The 19,632-nt window shown below is 54.8% G+C and carries 19 protein-coding genes; 8 read left to right on the top strand and 11 right to left on the bottom strand.

Features of this window, described 5'->3' with window-relative positions:
• Window positions 1-10 precede the first annotated feature (10 nt).
• The 5 genes from pstB (at window position 11) to IAE27_RS12875 (ending at window position 5,665) form a co-directional block, all read left to right on the top strand.
• Window positions 11-784: a phosphate ABC transporter ATP-binding protein PstB gene (gene pstB / locus IAE27_RS12895; protein WP_004107254.1), complete on the top strand. Its 774-nt coding sequence runs from the start codon at window positions 11-13 to the stop codon at window positions 782-784.
• A 49-nt stretch (window positions 785-833) separates the two neighbouring features.
• Entirely contained in the window at window positions 834-1,559 is a 726-nt protein-coding gene (gene phoU / locus IAE27_RS12890; protein WP_004107251.1) for a phosphate signaling complex protein PhoU, read from the top strand.
• A 475-nt stretch (window positions 1,560-2,034) separates the two neighbouring features.
• Window positions 2,035-3,681, top strand: a complete 1,647-nt coding sequence (locus IAE27_RS12885) for a carbohydrate porin (protein WP_200092497.1) — start codon at window positions 2,035-2,037, stop codon at window positions 3,679-3,681.
• A 40-nt stretch (window positions 3,682-3,721) separates the two neighbouring features.
• Window positions 3,722-4,888: an alpha/beta hydrolase-fold protein gene (locus IAE27_RS12880; RefSeq protein WP_064344048.1), complete on the top strand. Its 1,167-nt coding sequence runs from the start codon at window positions 3,722-3,724 to the stop codon at window positions 4,886-4,888.
• A gap of 54 nt (window positions 4,889-4,942) precedes the next feature.
• The gene (locus IAE27_RS12875; RefSeq protein WP_004116725.1) at window positions 4,943-5,665 is read left to right on the top strand and encodes a glucosamine-6-phosphate deaminase; all 723 of its coding nucleotides are present in this window, start codon (window positions 4,943-4,945) and stop codon (window positions 5,663-5,665) included.
• 55 nt (window positions 5,666-5,720) lie between these two features.
• On the opposite strand, the gene yieH is transcribed toward IAE27_RS12875, so the two are convergent.
• Window positions 5,721-6,386: a 6-phosphogluconate phosphatase gene (gene yieH / locus IAE27_RS12870; RefSeq protein ID WP_064344047.1), complete on the bottom strand. Its 666-nt coding sequence runs from the start codon at window positions 6,384-6,386 to the stop codon at window positions 5,721-5,723.
• A gap of 167 nt (window positions 6,387-6,553) precedes the next feature.
• Here yieH and adeP point away from each other — a divergent pair, with 167 nt between their 5' ends.
• On the top strand, window positions 6,554-7,891 hold the full coding sequence (adeP, locus tag IAE27_RS12865; RefSeq protein ID WP_004116723.1) for an adenine permease AdeP: 1,338 nt from the start codon (window positions 6,554-6,556) through the stop codon (window positions 7,889-7,891).
• 84 nt (window positions 7,892-7,975) lie between these two features.
• Here adeP and IAE27_RS12860 read toward each other — a convergent pair whose 3' ends face one another.
• From IAE27_RS12860 to IAE27_RS12825, 8 genes are all read right to left on the bottom strand, one after another.
• Window positions 7,976-8,542: an NADPH-dependent FMN reductase gene (locus IAE27_RS12860; RefSeq protein ID WP_004116720.1), complete on the bottom strand. Its 567-nt coding sequence runs from the start codon at window positions 8,540-8,542 to the stop codon at window positions 7,976-7,978.
• A 37-nt stretch (window positions 8,543-8,579) separates the two neighbouring features.
• Entirely contained in the window at window positions 8,580-9,317 is a 738-nt protein-coding gene (locus tag IAE27_RS12855) for a 4'-phosphopantetheinyl transferase family protein (protein WP_070556528.1), read from the bottom strand.
• Between the two features lie 148 nt (window positions 9,318-9,465).
• Window positions 9,466-10,425, bottom strand: a complete 960-nt coding sequence (yidZ, locus tag IAE27_RS12850; protein WP_004107223.1) for an HTH-type transcriptional regulator YidZ — start codon at window positions 10,423-10,425, stop codon at window positions 9,466-9,468.
• Window positions 10,394-11,578 (bottom strand): MFS transporter, encoded by a 1,185-nt coding sequence (locus IAE27_RS12845; RefSeq protein ID WP_070556526.1) that lies wholly within the window; start codon window positions 11,576-11,578, stop codon window positions 10,394-10,396. Before IAE27_RS12845 ends, yidZ begins: the two co-directional genes overlap by 32 nt.
• Window positions 11,579-11,775: 197 nt before the next feature.
• Entirely contained in the window at window positions 11,776-12,240 is a 465-nt protein-coding gene (gene nanQ, locus IAE27_RS12840) for an N-acetylneuraminate anomerase (protein WP_024274850.1), read from the bottom strand.
• On the bottom strand, window positions 12,237-13,112 hold the full coding sequence (gene nanK, locus IAE27_RS12835) for an N-acetylmannosamine kinase (protein ID WP_070556524.1): 876 nt from the start codon (window positions 13,110-13,112) through the stop codon (window positions 12,237-12,239). Before nanK ends, nanQ begins: the two co-directional genes overlap by 4 nt.
• Entirely contained in the window at window positions 13,109-13,798 is a 690-nt protein-coding gene (locus tag IAE27_RS12830) for an N-acetylmannosamine-6-phosphate 2-epimerase (RefSeq protein ID WP_004107219.1), read from the bottom strand. Before IAE27_RS12830 ends, nanK begins: the two co-directional genes overlap by 4 nt.
• A gap of 50 nt (window positions 13,799-13,848) precedes the next feature.
• A complete protein-coding gene (locus IAE27_RS12825) occupies window positions 13,849-15,339 on the bottom strand; it encodes an MFS transporter (RefSeq protein WP_004107218.1) in 1,491 nt (496 codons plus the stop codon).
• Window positions 15,340-15,667: 328 nt separating this feature from the next.
• Between IAE27_RS12825 and IAE27_RS12820 the strand changes: the two genes are divergently transcribed.
• Window positions 15,668-16,549 (top strand): MurR/RpiR family transcriptional regulator, encoded by an 882-nt coding sequence (locus tag IAE27_RS12820; RefSeq protein ID WP_004107217.1) that lies wholly within the window; start codon window positions 15,668-15,670, stop codon window positions 16,547-16,549.
• Between the two features lie 148 nt (window positions 16,550-16,697).
• Window positions 16,698-17,588 (top strand): dihydrodipicolinate synthase family protein, encoded by an 891-nt coding sequence (locus IAE27_RS12815; RefSeq protein WP_004116699.1) that lies wholly within the window; start codon window positions 16,698-16,700, stop codon window positions 17,586-17,588.
• Between the two features lie 65 nt (window positions 17,589-17,653).
• Here IAE27_RS12815 and IAE27_RS12810 read toward each other — a convergent pair whose 3' ends face one another.
• Complete coding sequence (locus IAE27_RS12810; RefSeq protein WP_064398807.1) at window positions 17,654-18,061, bottom strand: GNAT family N-acetyltransferase; 408 nt, start codon at window positions 18,059-18,061, stop codon at window positions 17,654-17,656.
• Between the two features lie 140 nt (window positions 18,062-18,201).
• Complete coding sequence (gene mnmE, locus IAE27_RS12805) at window positions 18,202-19,566, bottom strand: tRNA uridine-5-carboxymethylaminomethyl(34) synthesis GTPase MnmE (protein WP_154022657.1); 1,365 nt, start codon at window positions 19,564-19,566, stop codon at window positions 18,202-18,204.
• Window positions 19,567-19,632 lie beyond the last annotated feature (66 nt).

The raw sequence follows: 19,632 nt of genomic DNA, 5'->3' as shown, positions 1-19,632 counted from the left end.
AAAGAACGAGATGAGTATGGTGAATACGACCCCGGGTAAGCTTTCAGTTCGTAACCTGAACTTCTACTACGGAAAATTCCATGCCCTGAAAAACATCAACCTGGATATCACAAAAAACCAGGTGACGGCGTTTATCGGTCCGTCAGGCTGCGGTAAATCCACGCTGCTGCGTACGTTCAACAAAATGTTTGAGCTGTACCCGGAGCAGCGTGCAGAAGGTGAAATTCTGCTGGATGGCGATAATATTCTGACCAATACCCAGGATATCGCGCTGCTGCGTGCCAAAGTCGGCATGGTATTCCAGAAGCCGACGCCGTTCCCGATGTCTATCTATGACAATATCGCCTTTGGCGTGCGTCTGTTCGAGAAACTCTCCCGCGCGGATATGGACGAGCGAGTGCAGTGGGCTTTGACCAAAGCCGCATTATGGAATGAAACCAAAGATAAACTGCATCAGAGCGGATATTCTCTCTCCGGCGGTCAGCAGCAGCGTCTGTGTATCGCGCGCGGTATCGCTATTCGTCCGGAAGTGCTGCTGCTGGATGAGCCCTGTTCGGCGCTGGACCCGATCTCTACCGGGCGTATTGAAGAGCTGATCACCGAACTGAAACAGGATTACACCGTCGTTATCGTGACCCACAACATGCAGCAGGCCGCGCGTTGCTCCGACCATACGGCGTTTATGTATCTTGGCGAGCTGATTGAATTCAGCAACACGGACGATCTGTTTACCAAACCCGCTAAGAAGCAAACTGAAGATTATATTACTGGCCGCTACGGTTGATTGCCCTTCTGCTTTCAGGCTCTAACCTATTGGGCAATCAGGAGATACCATGGATAACCTAAATCTTAATAAACATATTTCCGGCCAGTTCAATGCCGAACTGGAGTACATCCGCACCCAGGTCATGACCATGGGTGGGCTGGTGGAGCAGCAGCTTTCTGATGCTATCACCGCAATGCATAACCAGGACAGCGAACTGGCAAAGCGCGTTATCGACGGCGATAAGCAGGTCAATATGATGGAAGTGGCGATCGATGAAGCCTGCGTGCGCATCATCGCCAAGCGTCAGCCGACCGCCAGCGACCTGCGCCTGGTGATGGCGATTATCAAAACCATCGCCGAACTGGAACGTATCGGTGACGTTGCGGATAAAATCTGCCGCACAGCGCTGGAAAAGTTCTCCCAGCAGCACCAGCCGCTGCTGGTGAGTCTGGAATCGCTGGGGCGCCATACCGTGCAGATGCTGCACGATGTGCTGGATGCTTTTGCCCGTATGGACCTTGATGAAGCGGTGCGGATTTATCGTGAAGATAAGAAAGTCGACCAGGAATATGAAGGCATCGTGCGCCAGCTGATGACCTATATGATGGAAGATTCGCGCACTATTCCCAGCGTCCTGACCGCGCTGTTCTGCGCCCGCTCGATTGAGCGTATTGGCGACCGCTGCCAGAATATCTGCGAATATATTTTCTACTTCGTTAAAGGTCAGGATTTCCGTCACGTTGGCGGCGACGAACTGGATAAACTGCTGGCGGGAAAAGATCCTAAAGAGTAATGAATCACAGAGACTAATTCTGATATAAGGATATATCAGAATTAGTTATGATTAATGCAGTGGCTATTTTTTTATTCGCAAAAATTGATGCGATTTTCATCACAAATAATAATTTCGCCAATTGTGGTTTGATTTTTATAGCGTAACAATGTGGTTCATTAATCGGGTGACTTGTCGTTACAGGGCCCGAATAAATACGCTGGATTGTTACTGCGTAAGCAGGCAAAACCTGACATCACCGTTAACCGGGTGATGTCAGGTTTTTTTTTGCCAAATAATCCACCCGCAGTAAATCAATGGGATTGTTACCGCCGTGCGGGCAAAACCTGAAGAAAATCGCCTCTGTTTTATACAGGGAGTTTTCTTCAGGTTTTTTTATGCGATGCAAGGATGTCTGAGAATACACCATGCCTTCACGCAGGTTGTTATTTTTTCGCGATATTCAATTGCACTCATGTTTATATAAAGGGAACTTATGTTTAAAAAAAATCTGATTACATCTGCCATACTTATTATGGCGCCGCTCGCTTATTCGACGCATGCTCTGGCGGAATCGCTAACGGTCGAACAGCGCCTTGAGCTTCTGGAAAAGGCGCTTAAAGATACGCAGTCCGAACTTAAAAAATATAAAGATGAAGAGAAAGCCAGAAATCAAATCTGGATCGCCAATACGCAGTCCGGCACCAACACACAACGTGCTTCTACGCAGGTTGCCAGCGCTCCCGCACCGGCCGGCGGCGCAGAAAAACCAGCCGCGGTTGTGGTGAAAAACGAACAGCCCGCGGCGAATGGCGAGTCCATTTATAGCTCGATGACAATGAAGGATTTCAGCAAGTTTGTGAAGGATGAAATTGGCTTCAGCTATAACGGCTATTACCGTTCCGGCTGGGGGACCGCATCTCATGGTTCACCAAAGTCCTGGGCGATTGGCTCGCTCGGTCGCTTCGGTAATGAATACTCTGGCTGGTTTGATTTACAGCTTAAGCAGCGGGTCTATCAGGAAGACAATAAGCGGGTTGATGCCATCGTGATGCTTGACGGTAACGTCGGGCAGCAGTATTCCTCCGGCTGGTTTGGCGATAACGCTGGCGGCGAGAACTATATGCAGTTCTCTGATATGTACGTAAATACCAAAGGTTTCCTGCCATTCGCGCCGGAGGCGGATTTCTGGGTGGGTAAGCACGGCGCGCCGAAAATTGAAATCCAGATGCTGGACTGGAAAACGCAGAGAACCGATGCCGCAGCAGGCATTGGTCTTGAAAACTGGAAAGTGGGCGCGGGTAAATTTGATATCGCGCTGGTGCGCGAGGACGTCGATGACTACAACCGCACGTTGACCAAAAGCCAGCAAATTAACACCAATACTATTGATATTCGTTATAAAGAGATCCCTCTTTGGGATAAAGTATCACTGATGGTCAGCGGTCGTTATGTCGCGGCCAATCAGAGCTCATCTGAGAAATATAATGAAGGTAATAATGGATATTATGAATGGAAAGATACCTGGATGGCGGGAACGTCGTTAACGCAGAAGTTTGATAACGGCGGATTTAACGAATTTTCCTTCCTGCTGGCAAATAACTCCATCGCCAGCAGCTTCTCGCGCTACGAGGGATCCAGCCCGTATACCACCTTTAACGGCAGATACTATGGCGATCACACCAACGGCACCGCCGTTCGTTTGACCTCTCAGGGAGAAACCTATTTGAGTGATGACATCATTCTGGCGAACGCCATCGTTTACTCTTTTGGTAATGATGTCTACAGCTACGAGACCGGCGCGCACTCTGATTTTGAGTCTATTCGCGCCGTCGTGCGCCCGGCCTGGATTTGGGATAAATATAACCAGACCGGCGTTGAGCTGGGCTATTTCAAGCAGCAGAACAAAGATATCACCGGCAAGAAATATAACGAATCCGGCTACAAAACCACCCTGTTCCATACCTTTAAAGTGAATACCAGTATGCTGACCTCCCGCCCGGAAATTCGTTTCTATGCGACTTATATTAAAGCGCAGGATATCGACCTGGATAAGGCAGCCAACAGCAATACTCGCAGCATTTTTGAAGACGGTAAGAACGACCAGTTTGCCGTAGGCGCCCAGGCTGAAATCTGGTGGTAAGGCTGGTTCCGGTCAGGACAAATTCTCAAGAGGAATATCGATGAAACGACATGCTATTTACTTCGCTCTGGCGCTGGCAGGCGCTGCGTTTACCACTCATGCCGCGCCATTCCCGGCCACCCCGAGCGCGGCGATCCCGGTCAGCCAGTATATTACCCAGGTTAACGGCGATAAGAGCATTACCTTCCGCCTGTTTGCCCCGGATGCAAAACGGGTATCCGTGGTAACGGGGGCAACGCCGGATACCTTCGTCTCCCATGATATGACCAAAGACGAGCAGGGGATCTGGACATGGAAAAGCGAAGCGATGACCCCGAACCTTTACGAATATTATTTTGATGTCGACGGATTCCGCTCTGTCGACACCGGTAGCCGCTATCAAAAACCGCAGCGACAGGTGAATACCAGCCTGATTCTGGTTCCCGGCAGCATTCTTGACGATCGCGCGGTGGCTCACGGCGAGCTACGAACTCTGACCTATCACTCAAAGGCCCTGAATTCTGAGCGTCGCGCCTACGTGTGGACGCCGCCAGGCTATACCGGTAGCGGCGAGCCGCTGCCGGTGCTCTACTTCTATCACGGTTTTGGCGACAGCGGCCTGTCGGCTATCGATCAGGGACGTATCCCGCAAATCATGGATAACCTGCTGGCGGAAGGCAAAATCAAGCCCATGCTGGTGGTGGTGCCGGATACCGAAACCGATATTCCTGAAGCGGTTGCGGAAAACTTCCCGCCGCAGGAGCGGCGTAAAACCTTCTATCCGCTGAATGCGAAAGCGGCTGATAAAGAGCTGATGAACGATATTATTCCGCTGATTGATGAGCGCTTTAACGTGCGTAAAGACGCGGATGGCCGGGCGCTTGCCGGGCTGTCGCAGGGCGGTTATCAGGCGCTGGTCTCCGGAATGAACCATCTGGAGAGCTTCGGCTGGCTGGCAACCTTCAGCGGCGTAACGACAACGACGGTACCGGATGCCGGCGTTGAAGCACAGCTAAACCAGCCGCAGGCGATCAACAAGCAGCTGCGTAACTTTACCGTCGTCGTGGGTGAGAAAGACGTGGTCACCGGTAAAGATATCGCCGGCCTGAAAGCGGAGCTGGAGAAGCAGAAAATCAACTTTGATTACCATGAGTATCCGGGCCTCAACCATGAAATGGACGTCTGGCGCCCGGCCTACGCCGAGTTCGTTCAGAAGTTGTTCAAATAAAATTAAGGGGCCAGTTTGCTGGCTCCTTATCTTCAATACCTTGAGGGAGACAATATGAAATTAATCGTGACGGAAGATTATGCGGAGATGAGCCTGGTCGCCAGCCATCACGTTCTGGGCTATATCACCGCGCCGCGCAGGGTGAATCTGGCGGTGACGGCAGGCAGTACGCCGAAAAAAATGTATGAACATCTGACGGCCGCGATTAAAGGTAAACCGTTCTATTCTCAAGTCCATTATTACAACTTTGACGAGATCCCATTCCGTGGACAGGATCGTGAAGGCGTGACCATTTCCAATTTGCGCAACCTGTTTTTCACTCCCGCTCAGATCCCGGAAGAGAACATTCACAAGCTCAGCCATGAAAATTTTATGCATCACGACCAGCGGTTACAGGAAGAAGGGGGCCTCGATCTGATGGTGATGGGCCTCGGCGCCGACGGCCATTTTTGCGGTAACTTGCCGAATACCACGCGCTTCCACGATGCGACGGTGGAAGTCCCTATCGTCGGAGATATGGTGGGCCTTGTCGCTCACGGCGAAATGGGCGGCGACTTCTCTGCGGTGCCGGATAGCTACGTCACGATGGGGCCGAAAAGCGTTATGGCGGCGAAAAACCTGCTGCTTATCGTCAGCGGCGCCGCAAAGGCGCGGGCGCTACAAGAGGTGATTGAAGGCGAAGTCAGCGAGCGGGTTCCGGCATCAGTGCTGAAACTGCATCCATCCCTGGTGATAGTGGCTGATAAAGCGGCGGCTGCGGAATTGAGACAACCGTAATCCACTTTCAGCGTAGCGCAGGCGGGACGCGTCCTGATAGCGCTACGCTCCGGGTTTATCGCGTTATATTCCAGCCGCGCGCTTGCCATAGTTCAGGTAGCTCTTCCAGGCGGGTAAAGGTCGTCACCTTCGGATGGTCGATCGGCTTATTATGCGGATCGGCGCAGAAGTAGAACACCTCCATTCCGGCGGCAATCCCTGACTGCGCGCCTGCGCTGGAATCATCAACCAGAATGCAGTTTTCGACGTTAACGTTCATCGCTTTTGCGGCATGCAGCATCAGGGCCGGATCGGGCTTCCAGCGCTGAATATCATAGCCGCTGTAAAGACGCTCGGGAAAATGGTGCAGCATTCCGGTTTTACCCAGAGAGTGCTGCATTTTGCTCACCGGACCGTTGGAGACCACGCACATCGGCACGCTGACCGCGTCCAGTAGCGCCTGGGCGCCAGAGATGACTTCCAGTTCGGTATCAAACAGGCGGGCGACTTCATCGCGGTACACCGGCTCAAGGGTCGCCTTATCCAGATTAACGCCGTACTCCGCGTTAATGGTGTCGATAATCTCGTACAGCTTTACGCCCTTGAAGCGCTTAAAAATCTCCTCTAAATCCAGCGTAATGCCGAATTCCCTGAACATGTGAACGTAGGCGCGGGAGCAGATCACCTCGCTGTCGACCAGCGTGCCGTCACAGTCGAAAAATACTGCTTCTGGTTGGGTCATGTCGTTTCCATTTTAATAAGTTAACGTTTTCGTCTTGCTGATTTGTGAGACGCAATCGTTGCCGTATAAGCAAAATCGATGAAAAAAAGTATCTCACAACCGCCCTTATTGTCGCATTTTGGTATAGGATAGCGACGAATTTTCCCTCCTTTGTTCGGAAACCGATAATGAGTCAACAACAAACCAGCCAGTCTTCTGGCCAGGGTCTGCTGGAGCGCGTGTTCAAACTGCGTGAACACGGCACGACGGCACGCACCGAAGCGATTGCAGGTTTCACCACCTTTCTGACGATGGTGTACATCGTTTTCGTTAACCCACAGATCCTCGGCGTGGCGGGTATGGATACCAGCGCCGTTTTCGTCACAACCTGTCTGATTGCTGCATTCGGCAGCATCATGATGGGGCTGTTCGCTAACCTTCCGGTGGCCCTGGCGCCGGCGATGGGGCTAAACGCCTTCTTTGCTTTTGTCGTGGTACAGGCGATGGGTTTGCCCTGGCAGGTCGGGATGGGCGCGATTTTCTGGGGCGCCGTTGGCCTGCTCCTGCTGACGATTTTCCGCGTGCGCTACTGGATGATTGCGAATATCCCGGTTAGCCTGCGTATTGGTATCACCAGCGGTATCGGCCTGTTTATCGGTATGATGGGCCTGAAAAACGCGGGCGTTATCGTCGCCAACCCGGAAACCTTGGTGAGTATCGGCAACCTGACGTCTCACAGCGTGCTGCTGGGTATTCTTGGCTTCTTTATTATTGCTATTCTGGCTTCCCGCAACATCCACGCGGCGGTGCTGGTTTCTATCGTGGTCACCACTTTGCTGGGCTGGATGCTGGGTGACGTTCACTACAGCGGCATCGTTTCCATGCCGCCGAGCGTAACGACGGTCATTGGCCATGTTGACCTGGCAGGTTCGCTGAATCTTGGCCTGGCAGGAGTGATCTTCTCGTTTATGCTGGTGAACCTGTTCGACTCCTCCGGCACCCTGATCGGCGTAACCGACAAGGCCGGGCTGGCCGATGCTAAGGGCAAGTTCCCGCGTATGAAGCAGGCGCTGTTTGTCGATAGCGTATCCTCCGTTGCGGGGTCTTTTATCGGTACCTCTTCCGTCACTGCCTATATTGAATCTTCCTCTGGGGTTTCCGTGGGCGGCCGTACCGGCTTAACCGCCGTGGTGGTGGGCATTTTGTTCCTGCTGGTGATCTTCCTGTCGCCGCTGGCGGGCATGGTCCCTCCTTATGCCGCAGCCGGCGCGCTGATTTACGTTGGCGTCCTGATGACGTCCAGCCTGGCGCGCGTGAAGTGGGATGATTTAACCGAATCCGTTCCTGCGTTTATTACCGCCGTGATGATGCCGTTTAGCTTCTCCATTACAGAAGGTATTGCCTTAGGCTTTATCTCTTATTGCGTGATGAAGATTGGCACCGGCCGGCTGCGCGATCTCAGCCCGTGCGTTATTGTAGTTTCACTGCTGTTCGTGCTGAAGATTGTGTTTATTGACGCGAAATAAACAGTAAGCCCTTTTCTGTGAAAAGGGCTTTAGCATTTACACCCTCTCCGCGAGGGAGAGGGGCGGGGTGACATCCCTTTTTATTCAGGCCTTAACTCGCTGAATATACTCGGCAAAAGCGCTAAGCTGCCCGGTCAGATGATCGAGCGTGCCCTGATCGACAACTTTCCCCTCCTGCGGATCCACTTTATTCTGAATCACGCCGCCCATAAACTCGGGCTTATTCATCACCATCGCATCGAGGAATACCAGAATCTGACGCAGATGATACTGGCAGCGCGCGCCGCCAATGGCCCCCATAGAACTGGTCTGGATCAGAACCGGCTTGCCGGATAGCGGTTGTTCCGGGAGACGAGACAGCCAGTCGATGGCGTTTTTCAGGCCGCCGGGCACCGAGTAGTTATATTCCGGCGTAACGATAACCACGCCATCCGCCTCACGAATTTGCTGCGCGATATCCTGAACGCTTTGTGGGAAACCCTCTTCCTGCTGCACGTCGGCATCATAGAGAGGAATATCGCCAATGGACGGTAACGCGGAAACTTCCATACCCGCGGGCGCGATGCCGGGCAGGGTACGTGCGACCATGGCATTAAAAGAGCCTTTGCGCAGACTTCCGAGTAACGTAACAACTTTCAACGTATCAGACATGATTGCTCCTTTGCATCATGATGGCCGGGAACACCGGTCAGTTGAGGGAGAAGGCTTTTTCTACCGGTAAACTGGTGAAGCGCATCAGCCGGGCGGATGGTTCTTTAGCACGGGCCTGCGCGTCAGGCAGGCTGAGCCAGCCCTCTTTCGCGTTATATTCCCAGACTTTTAGCTGGCCAATATCCGGGCTGGCGGCAATAGACCAGACCAGCACCGTTTCGGCGTCGCAGACGGCTTCGATTGACTGCGTCCCGCTTGTCCGCAACCGTCCGGAGCCCGGGAGAAGCTGCAGGTTCAAGGCGGTTTCGCCGGTCAGCTTCATCACGCTTTTGCGTAACGCATCAAGCTGCGCGCGCGCTTCGTCAGGATCGTGCTGATTGCTAATCCATATTCGCTCATTACTGTTAAATACGTAACGTTCCGTATCGTGCGATGCATGTAACGCGCGGGAAGCGTGCGGCAATTCCATATCCAGGCCGCAATCGCCTTCGGTGGTTAAGGCAACGCCGACGATATTTCCGGCATAGGAGATGGAGAAACGCGGGAGATGTTCGTCGCGAAAAGCCGGTTTTCCATTCTCTTCGTCAATAATTTCGGGGAGTTCACTGATGCCGTACAACATAAAGAGGAGTTCTGCGAGGAGTGACCGGGATGCGCGATATCGGCTTTGTCGGTACTCAGGCAGGCGTCTGGCGGATTGATGACAGGCCGCTGACAGGCGTGTGGATAGCGGCTCCCGGGTGTTGAGTATCCCTCTTGCAAAATGCGTTGCCATTCTTCGCTCCGTGATTAATGGTCAATGATAAAAACTGCAAATGATATTATTGCTCAGAATTACCAGGTTTTAATGTGGAAATCATCTCTTGAAAAGGGAAATTGCGTGAATTTTACAATTTATTGCGCAAAGGGGGGCAAACCGGGAGCTATAGCGGTTCGGCGTAGAGCTGCCTGAGCGTTTCCCGTAGCCAGACGATCTTCGGGTTATAACTGTTGCGCTTATGCCAAAGAAGGGTAAAGGGGACGCGTATTTTCTCCAGCTGCGACGGTTCCAGCGGCAGAGGTAAGCAAACCAGCGGCAGGTGGTGCTGCTGATTGTAACGCTGGCAGTAACGCGGAGCGGTGGCCAGCATCGTATGATTGGGCTGAGCGGCCATAAATAACGACTGCTCAAAACCCGGAACGGTCAGCGCCACGGTGCGTTTATGTCCCAGATCCTGCAGGACATCGTCCAGCGCCCAGGTGTCGCTTTGTTCCCAGCAAATATTAATGTGCGGATAGCGCAAGAACGTGTCCAGATTCCACTCTTCGCTCAGCGCGGGATGATCGGCGCGCAGCCATACCTGCGGGAGATCGGTAAACAGGATTTCAAAATCAATATACCAGGGCAGCAGGCTAAGCTGCTCCCGGGAGCGAGGATGTGTTTCCCTGCCGCAAAATCCGATATCGACTTCACCGCGAATAATCGCATCCAGCGAATCGTAATCCCAGTTACGCAGGCGGATCAGCGCCTGAGGATAGCGCTGGTAAATCCGCTGCGAAAGCGTATTGAGAAGGATCATCAGCAGCGGCGACTCTGCCGCCAGCTCAAACTTTAGCCCGCTGGGCATAGTGTGATGAGGCTTATCAAGGATCTGATTGCCCATCTGCATCCAGTCCGCCAGATCCTGCTCCATACTGCTCATCAGCGGCGTGGGCGATAGCCCCAGAGGCGTTTTGACAAACAGCGGATCGTCAAACCAGGCGCGCAGCTTGGCCAGCGATTTGCTTACCGCTGACGGCGAGACGTTCATCCGTTTCGCCGTGCGGGTGACGCTGAGCTCCTGAGTTAAGAGCTGCAGGCAGAGCAGCAGATTAAGATCGAGACTCGACAGGGGTTTCTTCATAGCGTTGCGCAGCCCGCGCCGGAGAGGCGACCATAATCAGAACAATGCTCACTATGCTACAGGCAATAAGTATCCCGATCAGCATATTCATCGCGCTGAGTCCGATGATGGCCGCCAGCCAAATCCACAGAGAAGAGCCGCAAACCTGAGCTATCCCTAAAACTGAACTCGCTACGCCAGCGCGCAGGGTGAATGGCCCGAGGGCCTGACTCATCGCCACGCCAAAGCCTGCGGAGAACCCTGCGCAAATCAGTCCCAGCCCCAGCATCGTCACCGTCTGGCTGGTGGACAGACTCAGCAGCACGCCCGCGCTAAAGAACAGCGCCTGTGAGGTCAGCATGAGCGTGCGGGGTTTAAATAGCGTCAGAGCAAACGGCGTCGAAAACGAAACCACCATGCTCACGAGCGCCATAAGCGCCATGGTCATGGAATAGGTACCGCGATCGAAGCCCATCACCTCCATCATCAGCACCGGTGAGACGTTAACGTAGGTCAGAATAGCCGTCACGCTCAGAGTAGTCATCACGATTCGGCTGAGGAAAAAGCGATTGAGCAGCGACTCCGGGACGATATTTTGCTGCTTTGCCGCGTGCGGAACGGATGTTGGTCGCGTTTCCCGCAACACAAATATCGACAGCAATCCCACCAGAGCCCCCATGCCGCTCATGGTATAGAACAGGGTCTGCCAGGGGAATTTCAGCATAATCAGATGACCGATTACCGGGGCCAGAACCGGAATAATGCAGGTAATACCATTAAGGAGAGAAAGCACTTTTGCCCGGCGGCGATCGTCCAGGGTATCGCGCAATACCGCAAAGGCGACCACGTAGCAGCTGCCCGCGCCAATACCCTGAATAAAACGCCCGGCCAGGAAATGGGCGCTGCCCTGCGCCTGCGAGCAAAGAAGAGAGGCCAGCAGGAAAACGACGGCGCCGAAAATCGCCACCGGCTTCCGGCCGGATTTGTCGGCTATACGGCCAGCAAACAGCATCGCCGCGGCCATTCCTGCCAGGTAAACTGAAAAGGCGATGTGCAGCTGCGCTTCACTGGCCCCCAGATCCTGCGCAATGCGCGGCAGGCCGACCAGATACATATCGATGCCGGATGGATAAAGCAGAACCAGCGCAAAACTGCAGATAAGAAAGCGTGCCATAGAACCCCTCACATAAGATTGCCGTAAAGCATAGTGGGGTTCGTGCGGTAGTACGAGTTGCCATTTGGACAACAATGTTTTCCTGAGAGGAAACGGGAGACGCAAGAGACACTTTTCATGCCCGTATAAATCGGTATGGTGGGTTTGATTCAGGGGATACCGTCCCGCCAGCGGGTCTGGCGGGCGGCGGAGGCTTGTCAGGCCAGCAGCGTGTGATTAACTTTAATCACCGTTTTTTTTATCTCAACGCTCTCTGCGCCCTGCACGCCTGGCTTATGCGGCTCGCCCGGCAAGAAAATGGCAAACATACCGGGCTTCAGCACTACCTGCTGCTGGTCGGCAATGGTTGAACATAGCCGGTAGTCCTCCTCGTGGTGCCATGTTTCGCACTCCCGGGCGCTATCGACCACGCCATAATGGATTGTTTCTTCGCCTTCCAGCAGGATCTGTATATCAATAAATTTTTCGTGCAGCTCCGCTTTTTTACTTTCCGCCGGCTGCGTAGCGAAGCGCATGACGTTCATATAAATATCATCGCCCTGTAAATCATAACGCCCGGGTTCACACTGCTGCGGCTGGGCCTTAACGGCCAGCCTCACAGCCTCAAGCAGAACGGGTGATAGTCCTGCGCATTCCGGGTGATGGATATCGCCGATAATCATAATGCTTTGTCCTCTGCTAACAACGCCGCGCCAATCAGCCCGGCATCATGCTGATAGTGTGCGGCTACAATAGGGGTGTGATATACCGCAGGCTCCTGCGCCAGATATCTTTCAACCAGGGGAATATAGCCGGGCGCCAGCCCGATACTGCCGCCCAGGACGGCATACTGGCAGTTATAGCTGGCCTTCATGTCGGCAATCAGCCGGGCGATGGTTTGCGCCGAACGGTGAACTAAGGATGTCGCCTGGGAATGGCCGCTCTGCGAAAGAGCAAAAATGGTTTTGGCCGTCATTCCCTGCAGATCGTCAGTTGCCAGCGCGGCGATCCCCCTTCCGGATGCAATAGCCTCCACGCAGCCAATACGCCCGCAGCCGCAGCGCGGGCCGTGCGGGTCAGCCAGCGTATGGCCGATATGTCCGGCCAGCCCCTCCTTGCCGGACAAGAGCTTACCGTGGCAGACGATACCGCCGCCCACGCCGGTAGAGATGGTGATGAAGACCATCTCGCTCGCATCGGCAGCCAGAGCGTGATATTCGGCCCAGGCTGCCGCCTGCGCATCGTTCACCGCCAGGCACGGCAGCCCCGTTAGCTGCGCCAGCGTGTCCCTAAGAGGAAACTGCGCCAGCCCGCCCAGGTTATCCGGGTTTAACGCCGTCAGAACGCCGTGACCAATAATGCCCGTGGAGGCGACCGCTACCTGCCGGGACCGGCCTGCGAAAGGCGCAACCAGCTCGCGTAACGCTTCCGTTAGCGCCGCCGGCGTTTTGCTGGCTGGCGTTGGCTGCGTCTGTTTTTCCAGCACGCGATGCTGAGCATCGACCAGCGCGGCGGCCAGCTTGGTGCCGCCGATATCAATTGCCAGCGTGGTCATAGCGCAGCCTCAGTCAGCGCATCGCGGTACCACTGGCAGATGTGTTCCAGACGCGTAATCGCTGAGCCGACGGTCACCGCCCATGCGCCGTGCTTTATCGCCTGCGCCGCCAGCGCCGGGGAGTTAAATCGGCCTTCGGCAATGACCCGGTATCCTTTGGCGCTCAGCGCCTGCACTAGCGGGAAATCCGGTTCGGTAGGTACCGCATCCGTGGTATACCCGGACATCGTTGTCCCGATAATGTCTGCGCCAAGATTGTGGCACTCAGTCCCGTCCTCCAGGCTGGAGCAGTCTGCCATCGCCGCGCAGCCACGCTGATGAATTCGGTCAATCATTGCCTTAACGCCAACCGGACGCGGGCGATCCGTACCGTCGAAGGCGATAATATCCGCCCCCGCCTGCGCCAGCGCGTCTACATCTTCCAGAAATGGCGTAATGCGCACCGGCGAGTCCGGCAGATCGCGCTTGATGATGCCAATAATCGGTACTGAAATCAGCTCGCGGGTCGCCTTCAGGTTGTTAAGGCCTTCAATTCGTACTGCGACCGCCCCCGTATTGACCGCCGCCAGCGCCATAGCCGCGACGATTTCAGGTTTATCTAACGGGCTACCCGGTACCGGCTGGCAGGAGACAATGAGGCCACCCAATTGTTTAACGTTACTATCCAAATCATCAAATAAAGACATAGCACTATCCCTTACTTCCGTTTGCGCCCGACAGAGCCGGGCGCATGAATTTAGTGTTTATCGCAAAGCGGAGCGTTCGCTTTGTCGTGACCAACCAGTGCGCCGCTGAACGGTTTACCATCAATAGCGTCATGGGTACGTAGCGCTTCCGGGCGAATCCAGCGCTGTACTCGGGACGGCATATCCAGACCAATCAGCAGGATCACCACAAACGTCAGTCCGAAGGAGAGCGACCCCAGCGCCGTACCCAGATGCATGTGCTGTGCGACCAGCGCGCCGAGGACCGGCGCAGCCGCCCCGCCCAGGGCGCCTACGTTATAGGTGAAACCCAGACCGGCAGCGCGCTGGTCGGTGTCGAAGTAGCCACCGATCAATTTCGGTAAGATCCCGGCAATCCCCTGACCCAGCATCTGCTGGAAGAAGAGAAGGATGCCCAGACCCCAGAGGCTGGAGCCGCCGATGGCGAAGACCGGAATAATCAGAACCTGCGATGCCAGCAGGCTGTAAACGTAGGCTTTTCGCGTGCCCAGCCAGTCGCCGAGGAAACCGCCGACGATGCAGCCGACGGCTGCGCCGAATCCGCTAAAGAAGAGCACCTTCGCGACCGTCGACGGATCGTATGCCAGCTCGGTTTTCAGATAGGTCGGCAACAGCGCCTGGATAGGCCAGGAGTAGAGAAAGGCGAACAGAACGACAACCATCAGCATCACGCCGGTCGGCCAACGTTTTCCGCTGCTCTGTACCATAAAGCTGATGAAAATGATGGTGCAGACGAGCGCCAGCGCAATCACCACGAGCGGATTGTGCAGGTTTCCGGCGAAGCAGAACCAGAGCGCGGCCGTTGCGGCCAGCGTCATCAGCATATTCATGGCGCGATATTTACCGCGATAGAGGATATCCACCATCGTCCGCACCGGCGTTTTTTTCGTCTGGCGCTCTGTCCAGTCTTCCGTTTCCGGAATATTTTTACGCAACCACAGCGCGAAAATAATCGGCAGAATGCCGAGGAAGAACAACGCGCGCCAGCCCCACAAGGGGACCACCAGACTGTAAACCTGCGCCGCTACGACAGCGCCGACGGAAAAGCCGGAAATCAGGAAGCCGCTGGCTTTATTTCGCAAGTGTTTTGGCCAGCTTTCAATCACATAGGTGGCGCTGGAGCCGTACTCTCCGGCCATTCCCATTCCAATCACCATACGGGCGATAAACATGGAGGTGTATCCGGGCGCAAAGCCGCAGGCCAGCGTACCGACGGAGAAAAGAATAATACTGCTGACCATCGCGAGGCGGCGGCCATAGCGATCACCCATCGCCCCCAGCAGCAAGCCGCCGAACCAGCGGGAGATAAACGCCGCCGAGATAATACTCGCCGCCTGTACCGTGGTGAGCTGGAATTCGCTTTGTACTTCGGTGAGCACCAGAGCAATTAAAACGAAATCAAAACCATCCAGTAAATAGCCCAGCCAGGCTGCGGAAAACGCCCGCCACTGCGACTTATTGAGGTGCTTATACCATGGTTTGGTACTTATTATTTCACTCATATGCTCTCCTGTGATGAGCAACGTTTTTATGCTGTAGGGCCAAAAAAAAGCAGGGTGCCGCGCACCCGAATGAAGTTAAACTCCAATTAATGTATTTTTTAGAAGTTAAACACCACAAGGGCTTTGCATGAGATATGTGAACAAGATCATGGTCACAGGCGAGGGGGAATGAAAAAAGGCGATCTGACTCACGCGATGAGACGTAATATGTTTTTGCCGCGCCGGGGATAGCCGCATCACCACGGCGTTTTTTAAAAAACCATATTGCCTGGCGCTGAACTGTCCTCCATCATGAGCGCCTGATAATCGCGTAAACAGTAGGGAAGAGATGACGACTCCGACTTCGCCGGTCAAAGCCGGGAAAATACTTGATACCCTGGGGGCGATGCAAAGCAGTATGACCCGCGTCGGGAAAAGCATCGCGCAGTATGTGATCGCTTCCCCGCATAAGGTGACTCAGCTTTCGATTGCCGATCTCTCAGAGGAAGTGAACGCGGGCGAAGCATCGGTGATCCGTTTCTGTCGACAGCTGGGCTATAAAGGTTTTCAGAACTTCAAAATGGAACTGGCCATTGAGCTGGCCATGAACGATAGCGATGACAACAGCACGCTGCTGGAGGCTGAAATTCAGAAAACCGACGATGCGCACACCATCGGCCTGAAGCTCCAGGGCGCCATCTCGACCGTGCTTTCGGAAACGCTAAATCTGCTGGATATGGAGCAGGTGGAACGGGTCGTGGAGGCGCTGCATACTTGTAATTGCGCCTATATCTTTGGCGTTGGCGCTTCCGGACTGACCGCCGAGGAGATGAAGCATAAGCTGATGCGAATCGGGCTGCGCGTCGATGCCTTAACAAATAATCACTTTATGTATATGCAGGCCGCGCTGCTCAAGGTTGGCGATGTCGCCATCGGCATCAGCCACTCCGGACATTCGCCGGAAACCGCGCACGCCCTCGATCTGGCAAGGCAGGCTGGAGCCACCACCGTCGCCTTAACGCATAACCTCGGATCGCCATTGAGTAAAGTCGCTGATATTACGCTCATTAACGGCAACCGACAGGGGCGCCTGCAGGGTGACTCTATCGGCACTAAAACGGCGCAGCTCTTCGTTCTGGATCTCATTTATACGCTGCTGGTGCAGAGAGATCCGGAAGCCGCCCGCGCGAATAAACTGCGAACGATGGATGCTCTGTCCATGCTCAAGTAGAGCGAATTTAGTGCGATTCGTCACAATCTGATACTCCCGTTTTTTCCCCCTGCCGGTAACCTGTTGCAACCGGCATCGTTAGCCCCTAGGATGGAGTAATACTTCAAAATTAATTAATTTAAGAAGAAAAACACCATTAGAGGATTACATGACAAAGTTAACAGGTCTTATTGCCGCCCCCCATACGCCTTTTGATGCCAACGGCGAAGTCAACTACCCCGTTATCGATCGGATTGCCGAGCATCTGATTGCGCAGGGCGTTAAAGGTGCTTACGTCTGTGGGACGACCGGAGAAGGCATCCACTGTTCCGTAGAAGAGCGTAAAAAAATTGCCGAGCGCTGGGTCGCGGCAAGCCAGGGACAATTAAGCATTACGCTACACACCGGGGCTCTCAGCATCGCCGATGCGCTGGAGCTCAGCCGCCATGCTGAAACCCTGGATATTTTTGCCACCTCGGTCATCGGACCGTGCTTCTTCAAACCGTCAACCGTCGACGATCTGGTGGAATATTGCCGTATTATCGCCGCCGCCGCGCCGTCAAAAGGCTTCTATTACTACCACTCCGGCATGTCGGGTCTGAGCCTGGATATGGAGCAGTTCCTGATCGCGGCAGCGGATAAAATCCCGAACCTGTCCGGTATGAAGTTTAACTCCGCGGATATGTATGAGTTCCAGCGCTGCCTGCGCGTCAACAATCGCCAGTTCGATATTCCGTTCGGCGTGGATGAGTTTTTACCCGCAGGCCTGGCCTGCGGCGCCGTCGGCGCGGTTGGCAGTACTTATAACTATGCGGCGCCGCTCTATCATCGTCTGATCGACAGCTTTAACCGGGGAGACCATCAGGATGTTGCCGCCTGTATGGATAAGGTTATCGCAATTATTCGCGTCCTGGTTCAGTACGGCGGCGTTGCGGCCGGGAAGCTGGCGATGCAGCTGCACGGTATTGACGTCGGCGATCCGCGCCGCCCGCTGCGCCCGATGACCAGCGAGCAAAAGCGCGTCGCGCTGGATGCTTTTCGCGCTGCCGATTTTATTTAATCGTTAAGCGCATCGACTGGCATCCGCGGGATACCGTATCCCCGGATGCTTCTTTATCAGCGACGTTATTTCCAGATCTTTGCCATACCTTCACTTTCTGGCCTGACGCTGGAAAAGCCAAATTTTGCGTACAGCTCGGGAACATCCGCCACCAGCGAGACGTATGCCCCTTTAAACGCGTTTTCATCCAGCCAGGCGACAATTTTTTGCATGATTTGGCGACCAAGCCCTTTTCCCTGATGAGCGGGATCAACGGCGACGTCGACGATTTCAAAGTTCAGCGCGCCGTCGCCAACGATGCGCCCCATCCCAACGGGCATGCCCTTATAGAGAATATGCACGCCGTAGCAGCTATGCGGCAGTCCCGCGCGGGCGCCTTCCAGCGGGCGCGGGGACATACCAGAAATGATGCGCAGGCGGCAAAAGTCTTCCGCAGAAGGCACGGTATCAATCAGGGTGTAATCACTCAACATGGTGGTATCCGGTACGATTAAAGCGAGGGTATCGATCAGGGTAATAGAGAAAGCGCTGTGCCGTGAAGACGTAAAGGGAAAATAATAAACCCGCTTTAACAGGACGTTAAGGCGGGTTAGTCAATGCTCACAAACTGAGATTACTTACCAATACAGAAACTGGAGAAAATGCGCCCCAGCAGGTCGTCGGAGGTAAACTCACCGGTGATTTCGCTCAGGTTCTGCTGGGCCAGGCGCAGCTCTTCCGCCAGCAGCTCGCCAGCCCAGGCGCCCAGCAGCTGCGCTTTACCCTGCTGCAGATGCTCTGCGGCATCGGACAGCGCCTGCAGGTGGCGACGGCGCGCCAGAAAGCCGCCTTCCATATTGGTCTCAAAACCCATGCACTGCTTGAGATGATTGCGCAGCACGTCTACGCCCTCGCCGGTACGCGCCGAAAGGCGGACAAGTGAGTGGTCATTTACTTCGCTCAACCCCAGCGTTTCGCCGGTAATATCCGCTTTGTTGCGCACCACGGTAATCGGCAAATTTTTCGGCAGACGGGCGATAAAATCTGGCCAGATATCCGCCGGATCGGTCGCACCGGTGGTGGTGCCGTCGACCATGAACAGTACGCGGTCGGCTTGTTCAATCTCCTGCCAGGCACGCTCTATGCCGATGCGCTCGACCTCGTCGTTCGCATCGCGCAGGCCGGCGGTATCAATGATGTGCAGCGGCATACCGTCAATGTGGATATGCTCGCGCAGAACGTCGCGGGTGGTTCCGGCAATATCGGTGACGATAGCCGCTTCCCGGCCCGCCAGCGCGTTCAGCAGGCTTGATTTCCCGGCGTTCGGCCGCCCGGCAATGACCACCTTCATCCCTTCGCGCAGCAGGCTGCCCTGGCGCGCCTCGGCGCGCACGGCGTCGAGATCGGCGATAACCGCGTTAAGCTGGGCTTCGATTTTACCATCGGAGAGGAAGTCGATCTCTTCGTCCGGAAAATCAATGGCTGCTTCGACGTAGATGCGCAGGTGAGTCAGCGCTTCCACCAGATGGTTGACGCGAGTAGAGAATGCGCCCTGCAGCGAATTCAGCGCTGAACGAGCCGCCTGCTCGGAGCTGGCGTCGATCAGGTCAGCAATCGCTTCGGCCTGGGCTAAATCGAGCTTATCGTTCAAAAACGCGCGCTCGGAGAACTCGCCGGGCCTGGCGATGCGCACACCCGGAAGCGTCAGAATACGTTTCAGAAGCAGGTCGAGAATAACAGGGCCGCCATGGCCCTGAAGCTCCAGCACGTCTTCACCAGTAAAGGAGTTCGGGCCGGGGAACCACAGGGCAATACCCTGATCCAGCGCGCTGCCGTCGCTGTCTTTAAACGGCAGGTAGTCGGCATAGCGCGGTTTCGGCAGCTTGCCCAGCACCGCCTGCGCAACGTCGCGCGCCTTCAGGCCAGAGATGCGCAGGATGCCCACACCACCGCGTCCCGGTGGGGTTGCCTGGGCGACGATAGTGTCGTTATGGCTCATGGTGACTCTCTATGTAGATGTAAAAAAGGCGGTCTATTGACCGCCTTCTCTGGCATTAACGTTACC

This window comes from Klebsiella sp. S69, from assembly GCF_016516145.1.
GTDB classification, from domain to species: Bacteria; Pseudomonadota; Gammaproteobacteria; order Enterobacterales; family Enterobacteriaceae; genus Klebsiella; species Klebsiella oxytoca.
The sequence above is the reverse complement of the archived record's forward strand: the minus strand, read 5'-3'. Positions and strand labels throughout refer to the sequence as shown.

Excerpts from the sequence above, each read along its gene's own strand:
- pstB (WP_004107254.1), top strand. The coding sequence starts at position 11 with ATGAGTATGGTGAATACGACCCCGGGTAAGCTTTCAGTTCGTAACCTG.
- phoU (WP_004107251.1), top strand. The coding sequence starts at position 834 with ATGGATAACCTAAATCTTAATAAACATATTTCCGGCCAGTTCAATGCC.
- IAE27_RS12885 (WP_200092497.1), top strand. The coding sequence starts at position 2,035 with ATGTTTAAAAAAAATCTGATTACATCTGCCATACTTATTATGGCGCCG.
- IAE27_RS12880 (WP_064344048.1), top strand. The coding sequence starts at position 3,722 with ATGAAACGACATGCTATTTACTTCGCTCTGGCGCTGGCAGGCGCTGCG.
- IAE27_RS12875 (WP_004116725.1), top strand. The coding sequence starts at position 4,943 with ATGAAATTAATCGTGACGGAAGATTATGCGGAGATGAGCCTGGTCGCC.
- yieH (WP_064344047.1), bottom strand. The coding sequence starts at position 6,386 with ATGACCCAACCAGAAGCAGTATTTTTCGACTGTGACGGCACGCTGGTC.
- adeP (WP_004116723.1), top strand. The coding sequence starts at position 6,554 with ATGAGTCAACAACAAACCAGCCAGTCTTCTGGCCAGGGTCTGCTGGAG.
- IAE27_RS12860 (WP_004116720.1), bottom strand. The coding sequence starts at position 8,542 with ATGTCTGATACGTTGAAAGTTGTTACGTTACTCGGAAGTCTGCGCAAA.
- IAE27_RS12855 (WP_070556528.1), bottom strand. The coding sequence starts at position 9,317 with ATGGCAACGCATTTTGCAAGAGGGATACTCAACACCCGGGAGCCGCTA.
- yidZ (WP_004107223.1), bottom strand. The coding sequence starts at position 10,425 with ATGAAGAAACCCCTGTCGAGTCTCGATCTTAATCTGCTGCTCTGCCTG.
- IAE27_RS12845 (WP_070556526.1), bottom strand. The coding sequence starts at position 11,578 with ATGGCACGCTTTCTTATCTGCAGTTTTGCGCTGGTTCTGCTTTATCCA.
- nanQ (WP_024274850.1), bottom strand. The coding sequence starts at position 12,240 with ATGATTATCGGCGATATCCATCACCCGGAATGCGCAGGACTATCACCC.
- nanK (WP_070556524.1), bottom strand. The coding sequence starts at position 13,112 with ATGACCACGCTGGCAATTGATATCGGCGGCACCAAGCTGGCCGCCGCG.
- IAE27_RS12830 (WP_004107219.1), bottom strand. The coding sequence starts at position 13,798 with ATGTCTTTATTTGATGATTTGGATAGTAACGTTAAACAATTGGGTGGC.
- IAE27_RS12825 (WP_004107218.1), bottom strand. The coding sequence starts at position 15,339 with ATGAGTGAAATAATAAGTACCAAACCATGGTATAAGCACCTCAATAAG.
- IAE27_RS12820 (WP_004107217.1), top strand. The coding sequence starts at position 15,668 with ATGACGACTCCGACTTCGCCGGTCAAAGCCGGGAAAATACTTGATACC.
- IAE27_RS12815 (WP_004116699.1), top strand. The coding sequence starts at position 16,698 with ATGACAAAGTTAACAGGTCTTATTGCCGCCCCCCATACGCCTTTTGAT.
- IAE27_RS12810 (WP_064398807.1), bottom strand. The coding sequence starts at position 18,061 with ATGTTGAGTGATTACACCCTGATTGATACCGTGCCTTCTGCGGAAGAC.
- mnmE (WP_154022657.1), bottom strand. The coding sequence starts at position 19,566 with ATGAGCCATAACGACACTATCGTCGCCCAGGCAACCCCACCGGGACGC.